We start from the raw sequence: 14768 nt of genomic DNA, 5'->3' as shown, positions 1-14768 counted from the left end.
AGTTTTAAATCATTTATTTTTTAGGAGGATACCTATGCATAAGGAAGAAGTATTCGATATCGTTAAACGTTGTATTCGTGAAGTGCTTCCCGAATTACAAGATCACACGTTCGAGTATGGAGATCGATTGGTGGATTTGGGTGCAGATTCAGTAGATCGGGCTGAAATTGTAAACAAGACGATGGAAACATTATCTCTTAATATTCCGCGCGTCGAATTGTCTGGCGTGAAAAATATAGGGGAATTGACAGATGCACTTTATGCAAAATTATGAAAAACCTGAGTTAGTCGTTACGGGGATTGGCGTGACTTCGGCGATTGGGCAGGGGAAGGCTGCTTTTGCCTCGGCGTTGTTCAAAGGGCAGCATGCATTTGGCGTCATGCAACGCCCTGGCAGAAGAGGCGAAGCTTCATTTATAGGTGCGGAGCTGCCACCCTTGTCTTATCCGAATGCATTATCCAAACGAATGTTACGTACAGCATCATTTTCGGGGCAGGTGGCCATGGTAACCCTTCAAGAAGCCTGGGATGATGCCCAATTGGATAACGTTGATCCTAGCCGTATTGGACTGGTGGTTGGAGGCTCCAATTTTCAGCAACGGGAGCTATTTCAGACTTATGAGGCCTATCGGGACAAAATGTGCTTTGTACCGCCGACCTATGGGGTTTCCTTTATGGATACTGATTTGTGCGGACTATGTACCGAACAGTTCGGTATTCAGGGGTTAGCTTATACCGTCGGTGGTGCATCCGCGAGTGGACAAGTCGCAATCATTCAAGCAATTGAGGCCATTCAAGCAGATCGTGTTGATGTTTGCATTGCAATGGGGGCATTGATGGATATTTCGTATATGGAATGCCAGGCATTGCGATCCTTGGGAGCGATGGGAAGCGACCGATATGCCGATGAACCTGCAATGGCGTGTCGACCATTTGATCAGTCGCGGGACGGGTTCATCTATGGGGAATCTTGCGGGGTTGTAGTCATAGAACGGGCCGATTCCGCCGTGAGGCGTCGGGAGAAACCTTATGCCAAACTGGCAGGATGGGATATGGGGATGGATCGAAACCGGAATCCCAATCCCTCCTACGAAGGCGAAGTCCGAGTGATTAGAAGAGCTTTGGAGAAAGCAAAGCTGCTACCGGAAGAGATTGATTATATTAATCCCCATGGGACAGGCTCGGTCGTTGGAGACGAGATAGAAATAAAGGCATTACAGGATTGTAAATTGTCACATGCCTATATCAATGCAACCAAATCCATTATCGGTCACGGCTTGAGCGCGGCAGGAACTGTTGAAATTATTGCTACTCTTTTACAAATGAAAGAGTCGAGACTTCACCCTACCCTTAATTTGGAGGAGCCTATCCAATTGGACTGCAATTGGGTGAAGAATGAGTCCGTACCAGCAATTATTCACAATACTATGAATCTGAGCATGGGGTTTGGTGGAATCAATACTGCCATTTGTATGCAAAAATGTGAGTCGCGTATTTGAGAGAGGGGGACGATTATGGTTGTCGTGGGAATTGAGGCAATGAACGTTTTTGGTGGCTCTGCCTATCTGGATGTTATGCAATTAGCCCAACACAGGCAATTGGATCCTGCAAGGTTCGAAAATTTATTAATGAAAGAAAAGGCGGTTGCCCTACCTTACGAAGATCCAGTTACCTTTGGAGTAAATGCGGCAAAACCGCTGGTGGACGCTCTTTCAGAAGCGGAAAAAAACCGAATCGAAATGCTTATCACCTGTACGGAATCAGGTATTGATTTTGGAAAATCAATCAGTACATATATTCACCACTATTTGGGGTTGAATCGGAATTGCAGATTATTCGAGCTCAAGCAAGCCTGCTATTCCGGTACTGCTGGACTCCAAATGGCGGTGAATTTTATTCTTTCTCAGGTCTCGCCAGGAGCAAAAGCGCTTGTAATTGCCAGTGATATTTCACGATTTATTGCTGCTGAAGGCGGGGATGTCTTGAGTGAGGATTGGTCTTATGCTGAGCCAAGTGGAGGCGCAGGGGCCGTGGCAATGCTCATTAGTGAAAATCCTCATGTTTTTCAAATTGATGCAGGCGCTAATGGATATTACGGCTATGAGGTGATGGATACTTGCCGGCCGATTCCAGATAGCGAGGCTGGGGATGCAGATTTGTCTTTAATGTCCTATCTGGACTGTTGCGAGCAAGCGTTTTTGGAATACCAAAAACGGGTGCAAGGAGTGGATTATAAAGATACCTTTCAGTATCTTGCCTTTCATACTCCTTTTGGCGGAATGGTAAAAGGAGCGCATCGCACGATGATGCGAAGGTTGACTCAATCCAAACCAAATGAGATTGAGGCAGATTATTTACAACGTGTTAAGCCCGGATTGGCGTATTGCCAACGAGTCGGTAATATTATGGGGGCGACTTTGTACCTCTCCTTGGCAGGTACGATTGATCAGGGTACATTCGATGCTCCAAAGCGAATCGGCTGTTTCTCCTACGGGTCAGGCTGCTGCTCTGAATTTTATAGCGGGGTTGTTATGCCGCAAAGCCAGGAACATCTGCGGCGTTTTGAAATTGAGCGTAATTTGAATGATCGCTATCAGTTAACTATGGATGAATATGAATCCCTGCTAAAAGGCAGTGGCGCTGTACGGTTTGGAACCCGCAACGCCAAGCTGGATTTTCAATTGATTCCGGGGGTGATAGCTTCCGGGAAAGGGAGACAGCGGTTGTATTTGGAAGAAATCTATGAATTCCACCGTAAATACAGGTGGGAATCATGAGTTATCAAACGATTCAGGTTCGGTTTCAAGAATCGATTTGTTATATTCGCTTTTACCGACCGGAGGCAAATAATACGATTAATAATACCCTCATCGAGGAGTGCTTGCATGTACTTGCACTATGTGAGGAGTCAGTTACGATCGTAGTTTTGGAAGGTTTGCCGGAGGTGTTCTGTTTTGGCGCGGATTTTGAGGGAATGCGTGAAAAAGTGGAAAGTGGACAAGAACATGCAATGAGTCCAGAGCCTATGTATGATCTGTGGTTAAAATTAGCAACTGGGCCCTATATCACGATTTCTCATGTGCGAGGAAAAGCAAACGCTGGTGGCGTCGGATTTATTGCTGCCAGCGATATTGTGATAGCCGACGAGACGGCACAGTTCAGCTTGTCAGAATTGCTATTCGGACTTTTCCCTGCTTGCGTTCTACCATTTTTAGTCCGCAGGATTGGATTCCAAAAAGCGCATTATTTAACACTAATGACGCAGCCCGTTTCGGTTCAACAGGCCCATGTATGGGGGTTGGTTGATGCGTACGATGCTCAGAGTGAGATGGTGCTACGCAAGCATTTATTACGCCTCAGACGATTGAGCAAGCATGGGATTTTACGCTACAAGCGCTTTATGGATGAACTCAACGATTTGCGTCAGTGTAAACCACTAGCGTTGGCGTCCAATCAAGAGGTGTTTTCAGACGCTCAAAATCTTAAGGGCATTTTCCGATATGTCGAAACGGGGCAATTTCCGTGGATGGACTGATGGTCTACGCCACAAGATGGGGATGTAGGAGGGAAGAAGATCATAATGTCACAATCCGTGGTTGAATTACTTGAAATCGAGCGAGGCATTATTCAAGTGAAAATGCAAGATAGAGTTCATAAAAATACATTTACGCTTGAAATGACCCATGGACTAAGACAAGCGTTCAAGACGATCCAAGAAGATTCAACCTGCAAAGTCGTAATTCTAACAGGATACGATAATTACTTTGCCACGGGTGGGACGCAAGAGGGACTGTTGGCTTTACATGAAGGAATCTCGAAGTTTACCGATGAAAATATATACTCACTTGCATTGGGCTGTAAAGTTCCAGTGATAGCTGCTATGCAGGGACATGCGGTGGGCGGAGGCTTTGTAATGGGGCTATTTTCTGACTTTGTAGTCCTAAGCAGGGAAAGTGTGTACACGACTAATTTTATGAGATACGGATTCACACCGGGAATGGGTGCCACGTATATTATTCCTAAAAAACTAGGGTTCAGCTTGGGAGAAGAGTTATTGTTAAATGGGGGCAATTATCGAGGTGTTGAACTGGAAAAACGGGGAGTTCCATTTCCGACCCTGCCCCGCAAAGAAGTGATGGGCTATGTAATGGATCTTGCCCGGCAGCTAGCCGAGAAACCCAGATTTTCTTTAATCACGCTAAAGGATCATTTGGTTGCTCCACTCCGGGAACAGCTTCCCAAAATCGTAGAACAAGAGCTTATCATGCATGAGAAGACCTTTCATCAAGCGGAGGTTAAAGAACGAATTATCAACTTGTTTGGAAAATAACCAAATAGAGATTCGTTGAACGCCTTTGCGGTTGTTCATGCGAACCAGCAACGAGTGTGAAAGAGGCATATAGCCTTCCTCATCACTCGTTTTTTCTTTGATATATTTTAGCAGGCAACTCCTGGCAATGCTTCAAACGTGAATAATAGCTCAAAATGGACAGGGTGATAAGCCTTTAGCTCATGTTATATAAACTTTGTGTTTTGAGGAGTTGGTGGAGAATGATGCGAAAACATGACCAAACATGGAACCTTGATATTCCGATCGCTTCTTTTATTGAAACTTGCCGGAAATTTCCTGAAAAAGAGTTATTTACGTTTGAGAAAGAAGGCCAGAGTCCTCAAATTCTTTCCGGAAATACGCTTCTACATCAAATACAGGCTTTGGGCAATATCCTATTGAAAGAACTGGCTGAGCAGGAACGGGCACTTCTTGTATTTCCTCAGGGTCTGGAATATATCAGCAGCATGCTGGCATGTTTTTATGCAAATATCGTGGCCATACCTACACCTATTACAGATTCGGAGCCGGATGAAAAAATCTTTGAGAAGATGATGCCTATCTATAGGGATTCCCAAGCCGTATGTATCATAACTAATACGGACTTGAAAGCATTTCTCCAAACACGGAGGGAGTTTAATTCAATCCGTATCCTGAATATTGATGAAATCTTTCAAGAAGACACCGTTGACGTTGAGATAGAGATGAGAATGCCAGCGCCGCAGGATACTGCTCTTTTGATGTATACATCGGGCTCAACATCCTTGCCAAAAGGCGTAATCCTCAGTCACAGCTGCTTGATGAATCAGGCCAAGGCCGAGCAATGGAGAATTGACCGGAATAGTCGTGTCGTTTCCTGGACGCCGCAATTTCATGCTTTTGGACTGCATAACAATATTTTAGTCCCACTTTTAAACGGGGCGTCGAGCATTATTCTCCCGCCAGAAAGCTTCGCTAAAAATCCGGAAAATTGGATTCATATGATTGACAAGTATCAGGCTACCCATACGGCAGCGCCAAATTTTGCGTTCGATTATTGCTGCTCCACACTGGACATAGCTTCAATTAAGCAACATTCACTTCGCCATCTCCAAGCGATTATATGTGCAGGTGAGCCCATCCGGAAGGAAACTTACGAGAACTTCATCCATAAATTCCGGGAATTAGGGCTACAAGAGGATATATTTTGTCCCCTCCTTGGCTTATCGGAGCTGTGCCCTGTCGCCAGTATAAAACCAGGTCAGTCGATGAGATTCCTTAACTTGGATATCCCTAGCTTGGAGCAACGAAGAGTCCAATACACGGATGAAAAGAATAAATCGAAGTCCGTAGTGAGCTGTGGGGAGATTGAAGATCCGACGCAAATACGAATTGTTCATCCTGAAAGGCATACACAATGCTTACCGGAGGAAGTCGGCGAGATTTGGATTAAATCCGCACGGATGGCAGAGGGATATTTAAACAGGAAGGAAGAAACGAATAGCACTTTTGAGGTAGCCCTTTCTGATACAAAAGAAGGCGGCTTTTTTCGTTCCGGGGACCTTGGCTTTATTGCGGATAATCATATCTATGTCATCGGTAGAGAGAAGGAAGTCATCATTATTCGCGGCAAAAACCATCATCCCGTCGATATTGAATGGACCATCCAAAAGAATATGCCAGAGTTGACCTTGCCCATCGCTGTATTTTCCTCTGAAATCAATGGTCAGGAAAAAGTAATCGTCGTACAGGAAATTGAAGCGCCCCTTCATGAGCAGGAATATAAACGTCTGGTCGAAAACATATTGAATGCCGTATCCAATACGCATCAACTTGAAATTTACGATATCTATTTGCTGCTTAAGGGAAGTATACCCAAAACAGGAAGTGGGAAAATCCAAAGAAAGATCTGCCGCAATGCTTATATCAAACAAGAGCTTCAAGCACTTTATCAATATCGGAGTGCGTTCTCACTATCACATTCGAATATGGAAGAAACCGCCGCAGAAAACCATGACAGTACCATAAATGCCGTTTCGTTGGTTCAATCGAAGATTCAGGAGTATATAGTGCAATTTTTGTGTTGGGAACTGAATCTCAAGCACGAGGAAATGAATTTGAATACAAATCTTCATGGTTATGGCATCGATTCTATTCTTGTCATGAAGCTTATACGCGGCCTTGAGAAGTCCTATCCGATCAAGGTCAAAGCAAGAGAAATTTTAGAGAACCCGACGATTCAACTATTATCGGCATATTTAGCCCAAAAGGTGGAAGAAGATAAATCCACTGTACAGGTCAATACTGAGAAAAATTCGCTCAGTTTCCGAAGGAATCCGCTTTCTGAAGTTCAGAAAGGGTTGTGGCTATTACATAAAATGTCCCCTGAGATGAATGCTTACAATATACCAATATGCCTCCGGTTTAATACGAAGATTGAGATTGAGAGCATTAAACGGGCTTTTCACATCGTTTTAGAACAGTATCCTATTTTAAAAAGTGTGATTGAAGAGGAAAATGGGATACCTTATCAAAAGCTGCAGCCCACGCAGCCGCTTCATGTGCAAGTGGAGGATATTTCAGCCTTGGAAGCAGATGAGATTATTCCATTTATTAGGGATAAAGCGAAGAAACCATTCGTGCTGGAACAGGATCCTTTGATGCGTATTTATGTTATGTCCAGATCTGAACAGGAACATTTCATACTGGTTGTCATCCACCATATTATTTTTGATGGAAGTTCTTTCGGCATGTTTACACAAAGCTTTTTAGATGCCTATAAAAACGTGGTACAGGGAAAGACATCGACGGTGTTGCCACCCGCAGCGAGCTACGGCGATTTTGTTAAATGGGAGCAAACGATGTTAGCGAGTGCAGAAGGGGAGAAGTATCGTTCCTACTGGACACAACAGCTGTCAGGTGCTTTACCGACCCTGGAGCTGCCATATGACCGCTCTGTTTTTCCGGCTCAAAGCATGGAAGCACAAACATATTCCAAGCCGCTTCCGCTTAAATGGGTCAAACGGGTAAAGTCTTTTGCCCAAGCGCAATATACGAGCTTGTCCACAGTCTTGTTAGGTATGTATACTGTATTGCTTAACCAGTATTCGGGACAGGAAGATATCATTGTTGGAATGCCAGTTATGGTGCGCCCGGAGCAGCGTTTTGATAATTTAATCGGCTATTTTGTCAATATGCTTCCAATACGGAGCCAGATATCGGAAACAGAGACATTCCTGGATTTTATGAAAAAATTGCAGCTGACAGTAGTCGATGGAATGGATCATGCCTCGTATCCTTTTCCGGCTCTGGTCCGAGAATTGAATGTGCCGCGGAAGCAGACGAGCTCACCTGTTTTCCAAGCAGCCTTTTCTTATCAAAACTTCCTTCCAACTTCAAGCTTTCAGCAGCTTTGCAAGCCATATAAAGATATCTTTTTCGTCGAATTGGTTGAAGAAATTCACCAGGAAGGCGAATACGAGCTGGTATTGGAACTGCAAGAGCAGGAAGAGGAAATGATATTAAATATTAAATATCGCTCCAATTTGTTCGATCATTCAACCATCATACAGATGGCAGAGCGTTATATAGAATTAGCGGAAGCACTTATGGAGAATCCCGCTTGGCCCTTGGAGGAGCATTCATTACTCTTACCAGAGGAAAAGGACATCATCCTTAATGACTGGAATGCTACCGGAACAAGTTATCCTGATAAGTGCTTCCCTGAATTATTCGCAAAACAGGCAAGAAAAACACCTGAAGCTATTGCAGTTGTATATGAAAAGGAATCGCTTACCTATGGGGAACTAAAAGAAAAGAGCACTTTGCTGGCCTTATATTTGCAGAAACATGGGGTAACTCCTGATACTCTTGTGGGGATTTGCATGGAACGTTCTTTAGATATGGTGATTGGGCTGTTAGGAATCCTGATGGCCGGTGGAGCCTACGTGCCGCTCGATCCGGAATATCCGGAGGACCGATTGGAGTATATGCTTCAGGATTCCAATGTTTCACTGGTTATTACGCAATCGGGGTTGTTGGAGAAAGTGTCACGCTTGGAAGGGAACAACGTTAGCTGTATTGTCCTTGATAAAGACTGGGATCATCTGAAAAGTGATGTGAAGGGTAGAAAGACAATCAAACGGGAAGTGCAACCTCACCATTTGGCATATGTGATATATACCTCTGGAAGTACAGGGAAACCCAAGGGGGTCATGATTTCACATAAAGCGTTGACCAACTTTCTTATTTCCATGGGAGAGCAGCCCGGTTTAACAGAGCAGGACAAACTACTTGCGGTGACAACGTATTGCTTTGATATAGCGGGACTGGAATTATATCTGCCTTTGATTAAGGGGGCTCAATGCTATATTTGCAGCTCCAAAAACATAAAGGATGCCGAAAGACTTAAGCGGGAAATTCAAAGAATAAAACCGACAATCATGCAAGCTACTCCTGTGACTTGGACCCTGCTCTTTCAAACCGGCTGGAAGAACGAAGAGAACATGAAAGTTCTCTGCGGAGGGGAAGCCCTTTCGGAAACGTTGAAATCTTATTTTGTTCATAACAGCTGTGACGCATGGAATATGTTCGGTCCGACTGAAACGACAATTTGGTCTACAATTCAAAAGATCGACGCAGATAAGCCTATTTCGATCGGTAAACCTATCGCAAACACCCAGATTTACATTTTGGACAAACATCTTAGACCTGTGCCTGTCGGTCTTCCGGGAGAGCTTTTTATTTCGGGCAGCGGATTGGCCAGAGGCTATTGGAACCAGCCAGAGCTTACGGCTGAAAAGTTCATAGACAACCCATTCAATCCGGAAACCAAGCTCTACAGAACTGGAGATTTATGCAGATGGCTTTCGGACGGCTCTATTGAGTATGTGGGACGGATGGATTATCAAGTGAAAATTCGCGGGTTTCGGATCGAGCTGAGTGAAGTTGAAGGTCAGGTCAGAACATATCCAGGAATCGATGATTGTGTCGTGATTGCCAAGGAACAGGAGGGAAATAAGCAGCTTATTGCCTACTGTTTGCTGAACAATTCCGAGTCCGGTAAGCCTCCTCTTGATCCGAAGGAAGTGCGAAACTATTTAAAAACTTTCTTGCCTTTTTATATGATACCAGCATTTTTTATAGAGCTAGATAAGCTGCCTTTGACCCCTAATGGGAAAATAGATCGAAAAGAATTAATGAATCGCAGGATCGAGTTAGCAACAACAAGAAAGATCCATTTACCACAATCGGATGTTGAACATCAGGTTCTAACGGTATGGAAAAAACTTCTGAATGTTGATGATCTAAGTACAGATGATGCTTTCTTTGACGTAGGTGGGAATTCTTTTTCAGCAGCAGAGATGATCGGAAGGGTCAAGGAATTGTTGGAATGCGATATTTCGGTGACAGCATTGTTCAAGTATCCGACAGTTAAGGAACTCAGTGCCTACATTACAGAAACAAGAAGCGAGAATGTTGATTCTCAAACGGAACAATCACATTCACCGGAACAAACAGATACAGCTGAAAATACAGCCTTACCGAAAATGGATTCAGGCGAAGATGACCTCAAGCCACCCTACCCAGATTACTTTGAGGATAGTCTCGCAATTATAGGGATTTCATGTCATTTTCCAGGGGCCAAAAACCATGCCGAGTTTTGGAGCAATTTGAGGGCAGGGGTGGAGAGTGTCCGCTTCTTTTCCGAGGAAGAATTGGTTGGATTAGGGCTGGAAAAAGAAATCGTCGGGAATCGAGGCTATGTTCCCGGACGATGCACGATTGAAGGAAAAGAGTATTTCGACCCTGAGTTTTTCAGCTTATCACAGAAAAATGCAGAGTTTATGGATCCTCAAATGAAATTGCTGTTGCAGCATTCATGGAAAGCCGTTGAGGATGCTGGCTATATTAGCAAAGAAATTCCTGAAACCAGTGTGTATATGTCGGCAAGCAGCAGTTTCTATCAAGCATTTATCCCAAATTTGGCGTCGCAATCACCTAATGTCCTGAAGAACGCGGATGAATATGTAACCTGGATTTTAGCACAGGGTGGGACAATTCCTACCATGATCTCTCATAAATTGGGATTTAAAGGTCCGAGTCTGTTTGTGCACTCGAACTGCTCTTCCTCATTAGTCGGATTGCGTCTGGCTTCGCAAAGCCTGTTATCCGGTGAAGCCAAATACGCTTTAGTCGGAGCATCCACGATCTTTCCTTTTACCAGTGTAGGCTATGTGCATCAACCCGGCTTGAATTTTTCCAGTGACGGACATATTAAAGCCTTTGACGAGTCGGCAGATGGAATGATTGGCGGAGAAGGGGTTGGGGTTGTTCTACTGAAGAAAGCGCCAGATGCCATTAGAGACGGTGACCATATTTATGCGCTTTTACGGGGAGTAGGTGTGAACAACGACGGAACCGACAAATTAGGGTTTTATGCCCCAAGTGTCAAAGGTCAGGCTGAGGTTATTCAGAAGACGATAGAATCAACCAGAATTCATCCCGAATCTATCAGTTATATCGAGACGCATGGAACTGGAACAAAATTGGGCGATCCTGTTGAATTTGCCGCCTTAAATGAAACGTACAGCCAGTATACAACCAAAAAACAATTTTGCGGTATTGGATCGGTCAAAACCAATATCGGGCATCTGGATACTGCAGCAGGTTTGGCGGGGTGCATTAAAGTTGCTTTAAGCTTATATCATAATGAGATTCCTCCTTCACTTAATTACGAAAAACCAAACTCTGATATCAATTTTCCTGATTCACCCTTTTATGTTGTTGATAGTCTCCAAAAATGGGAGAAGGCGTCGTCTCCTCATCGGGCGGCGTTAAGCTCCTTTGGAATAGGCGGAACTAACGCTCATGCCATTTTCGAACAATTTGTAGTCAATGCTGAATCAGAACGATTTAAAGATAGTTCTGTGAACAAAGAAGCTGTCTATCTGATTCCATTATCTGCAAGGAATCATCATCGTCTTAAAGTGTATGCACAAGAGCTTTCAGATTTTTTGATAGCTTCTGAAGACATTAATTTGTCGGATGTATCCTTTACGCTTCAGACAGGACGAATGGCAATGAAAAACCGGGTAGCTTTTATCGTAAAGAATACGAGCGAGCTGGTACAAAAGCTCCAATCGTTCACGAATGAACAAGAATCTATCGAGAATTGCTGGAGGGGAGAAAACAATCAGTCAAAAGATTCAGTGCAATTATTTGAACAGGAAGAAGTTTTCAAGGAATTAATGAGCAAATGGATTGCAAATCGTGAAATGAACAAGCTGGCAGAGTTGTGGACCAAAGGCTTCTATATAGATTGGCGATTGCTATATTCCAATGTCATACCGAAAAGAATAAGTCTACCTACGTATCCTTTTGCTCAGGAGCGCTGTTGGGCTCCTGAGGTTGAGGCCGGAGCAATAAGAACCGAAACAGTGGATGCGCCTGCGATTAGCCGTACACTGCTATTTGAGCCTGCCTGGAAGGAGCAGGACGTACCACTGGAAGCCGTAACCCCTGCCTATGATTGGCGAATGGTCTTGCTTTGTGAGCCGGAAAAAGCTTTGCACGAGCGACTCGAAGCGAGCTTGAACGGAGCTGTGCAGGTGCTTGCCTTTCAATCCGGAAAAGGCCGGGTCGACGAGCGGTTCCAGGCCTATGCTGTTCAGGCCTTTGAGAGCATCCAAAGTATGCTCAAAGACAAGCCGAAGGGAAGAGTATTGGTCCAAATTGTGGTGCGGAACGCCGGGGAAGGACGGCTCTTTTCGGGACTTTCGGGACTGTTGAAGACAGCCCGTCTGGAAAACCCGAAATTCATCGGGCAGCTGATCGAAGTGGATCTGGGAGAACAGGCGGAAGGTATCCTGGCGAAGCTGGAGGACAACAGTCGAAGCCCGATGGATGGCTGGATTCGCTATGAGGAAGGTCAACGGAAAACCGCTTTTTGGAGCAGGCTCGAAACATCTGGGCAAAAAGAGGAGCTTCTATGGAGAGATGGTGGGGTCTATCTGATCACCGGCGGCTCCGGCAGTCTGGGGCTACTGATTACAGAAGAGATTTCCCGGCAGACGCGAGCAGCGACCTTCATTTTGACGGGGCGGTCGCCGCTGGACCAAGACAAGCAGACGAGGCTGCAGGAGCTGGAGGCTTCAGGGGCCAGCGTGGTGTACAGGCAAGGCGATATCACCGATAGGAAGACGGTTATCGATTTACTGAACAGCATCGAGCAGGAATATGGGCGTGTCCATGGGATCATCCACTGTGCAGGGGTGATTCAAGATAACTTCATCATCAAGAAAACAAGGGAAGAATTTATAGAAGTGCTGGGACCGAAGGTGAGCGGACTGGTCCATCTGGATGAGGCAAGCAGTGGCCAGAACCTGGACTTCTTTGTGCTCTTTTCTTCCATATCGGGTAGCCTGGGCAATCCGGGACAGGCTGATTATGCGACCGCTAATGCCTTTATGGATGCATACGCCGAATACCGGAACGCACTGGTAGGGGCCAAGCAACGGCAGGGACAGACGTTATCTATCCGCTGGCCGTTATGGAAAGAGGGCGGAATGCGGATCGATGCGAATTCGGAACAGATCATGACGCAAAACATGGGCATTACAGCCATGCAGACCTGGTCGGGAATGAGGGCGTTGTACCAAAGCTTGGCCTCCGGCAAGGAGCAGGTGATGGTCATGGAAGGGGAGCCCGAGAAGATCGAGACCTACCTGACGAAAGCTTTCTCACAGGCCGATGTCCGTGCCATCCAGGCAGCTGTACCTAATCAGGCAAGCGTACCTATGCTGGATGCAGGCTTGCTCTACGACAAAACCTTGCATTGTCTCAAGGTGCTGTTTGGAGAGGTGACCCGGCTGAGCGTCAGCAGCATTGAAACCAATGAACCGCTGGAAACCTATGGAATCGACTCGATCATGATTACCCAGCTCAATGCCAAGCTGGCGGGCTTCTTTGGAGAACTGTCCCAGACGCTGTTTTATGAGTACCAAACCTTGCGTGCTTTGACGGAATATTTTGTGGCGGAATACCCACAGGAGTGTATGCAGTGGGCCGGGATGAGCCATGACATGCAGCCTGTAGAGGAAATACTTGCGGCACCGCTGTACGCCGAGGAAGAGTCCGTGCCGGCTGAGACAAAGGCGGCAGCGAAGCCTGTCCGAAGCTTGGCCGGGTCTGCTCCTGCGGAAATGCGTGAACCAATAGCGATCATTGGGATGGCTGGAAAGTATCCCTGGTCCAGGGACATGAACGAATATTGGGAAAATCTAAAAGCAGGGAAGGACTGTGTCACCGAAATCCCGCGTGAGCGCTGGACGATGGAAGGATTCTTCCATCCTGATCCACAGGAAGCGGTGGTGAATGCAAAAAGCTACAGCAAATGGGGGAGCTTTATCGAAGGATTTGCAGAATTCGATCCGCTGTTTTTCAATATTTCGCCACGGGAAGCACTCGGTATGGACCCGCAGGAAAGGCTGTTCATTGAAGCTTGCTGGGAAGCACTGGAGGACGCGGGCTATACTCGGGAGCAGCTCGCGGTGCGGCATAACCGCCAGGTAGGCGTATTTGCCGGAATTACTAAGACGGGCTACGAGCTCTATGGGCCGGAATTATGGAAGAAGGGAGCGCAAATATTTCCCCAAATATCCTTTAGTTCGGTAGCGAATAGGATTTCGTACCTCTTTAATTTGCAAGGGCCAAGCATGCCGATCGATACGATGTGTTCGTCCTCGTTGACTGCGATTCATGAAGCCTGTGAGCATCTGTACCGCGGAGAATGCGAAATGGCTATTGCAGGCGGAGTAAATCTGTATCTCCATCCGCTCAGCTATGTCGGACTTTGCGCCAACCACATGCTGTCGATAGATGGGCAGTGCAAGAGCTTCGGCAAAGGAGGCAATGGATTTGTCCCTGGAGAAGGCGCGGGGGTCGTCCTATTAAAGCCGCTGTCCAAGGCGATCGCTGATGGGGACCTCATCCATGCGGTGATCCGGGGGACAAGCATCAACCATGGGGGTAAGACCAACGGCTATACGGTGCCGAACCCGACAGCCCAAGGGGAACTGATTCGGACGGCATTGGAGCGAGCGGGGGTCCACGCGCGGACGGTCAGCTATATTGAAGCTCACGGGACAGGTACGGAGCTGGGAGACCCGATAGAAGTGACGGGTCTGACTCAGGCATTCAGGAAGGATACGCCGGATACGGGATTCTGCGCCATAGGCTCTGTGAAGTCCAACATCGGACACTTGGAGGCGGCAGCGGGCATCGCCGGGGTTGGGAAAATCATCTTGCAGATGAAAAACCAGACGCTGGTTCCCAGCCTGCATGCCCAAGAATTGAATCCGAATATCCATTTCGGTCAGACGCCGTTCGTCGTCCAGCAGGAGCTGGGGGAATGGAAGCGGCCGGTGGTTGAGATCGATGGAGAGACGCGGGAATACCC

The 14768-nt window shown here is 46.2% G+C and carries 6 protein-coding genes (1 of these 6 cut by a window edge); all 6 read left to right on the top strand.

Going from position 1 to position 14768, the window contains the following annotated elements:
- Positions 1-34: 34 nt before the first annotated feature.
- On the top strand, positions 35-274 hold the full coding sequence (locus JOE49_RS22025; protein ID WP_013310983.1) for an acyl carrier protein: 240 nt from the start codon (positions 35-37) through the stop codon (positions 272-274).
- Positions 252-1499 carry a beta-ketoacyl synthase N-terminal-like domain-containing protein gene (locus JOE49_RS22020; protein ID WP_209942842.1) on the top strand — a complete coding sequence of 416 codons (1248 nt, stop codon included), beginning with the start codon at positions 252-254 and terminating at the stop codon, positions 1497-1499. Before JOE49_RS22025 ends, JOE49_RS22020 begins: the two co-directional genes overlap by 23 nt.
- A gap of 15 nt (positions 1500-1514) precedes the next feature.
- Positions 1515-2777, top strand: a complete 1263-nt coding sequence (locus tag JOE49_RS22015; protein ID WP_209942841.1) for a hydroxymethylglutaryl-CoA synthase family protein — start codon at positions 1515-1517, stop codon at positions 2775-2777.
- Positions 2774-3535 carry an enoyl-CoA hydratase/isomerase gene (locus tag JOE49_RS22010; protein WP_075154436.1) on the top strand — a complete coding sequence of 254 codons (762 nt, stop codon included), beginning with the start codon at positions 2774-2776 and terminating at the stop codon, positions 3533-3535. Before JOE49_RS22015 ends, JOE49_RS22010 begins: the two co-directional genes overlap by 4 nt.
- 45 nt (positions 3536-3580) lie before the next feature.
- Positions 3581-4330, top strand: a complete 750-nt coding sequence (locus tag JOE49_RS22005; RefSeq protein ID WP_023989389.1) for a polyketide synthase — start codon at positions 3581-3583, stop codon at positions 4328-4330.
- 221 nt (positions 4331-4551) lie between these two features.
- On the top strand, positions 4552-14768 hold the 5' portion of the coding sequence (locus tag JOE49_RS22000; protein ID WP_209942839.1) for a hybrid non-ribosomal peptide synthetase/type I polyketide synthase. It continues 922 nt past the right edge of the window; the window shows 10217 of its 11139 coding nt (coding positions 1-10217); it begins with the start codon at positions 4552-4554; its stop codon lies off the right edge, out of view.

The organism is Paenibacillus sp. PvR133 (assembly GCF_017833155.1).
GTDB lineage: Bacteria > Bacillota > Bacilli > Paenibacillales > Paenibacillaceae > Paenibacillus > Paenibacillus polymyxa_B.
This window is presented reverse-complemented; position numbering and strand designations above follow the sequence as displayed.

What these genes read in the sequence shown, in the direction of transcription:
- JOE49_RS22010 (WP_075154436.1), top strand. Translation starts at nt 2,774, where the DNA reads ATGAGTTATCAAACGATTCAGGTTCGGTTTCAAGAATCGATTTGTTAT.
- JOE49_RS22005 (WP_023989389.1), top strand. Translation starts at nt 3,581, where the DNA reads ATGTCACAATCCGTGGTTGAATTACTTGAAATCGAGCGAGGCATTATT.
- JOE49_RS22020 (WP_209942842.1), top strand. Translation starts at nt 252, where the DNA reads ATGCACTTTATGCAAAATTATGAAAAACCTGAGTTAGTCGTTACGGGG.
- JOE49_RS22015 (WP_209942841.1), top strand. Translation starts at nt 1,515, where the DNA reads ATGGTTGTCGTGGGAATTGAGGCAATGAACGTTTTTGGTGGCTCTGCC.
- JOE49_RS22025 (WP_013310983.1), top strand. Translation starts at nt 35, where the DNA reads ATGCATAAGGAAGAAGTATTCGATATCGTTAAACGTTGTATTCGTGAA.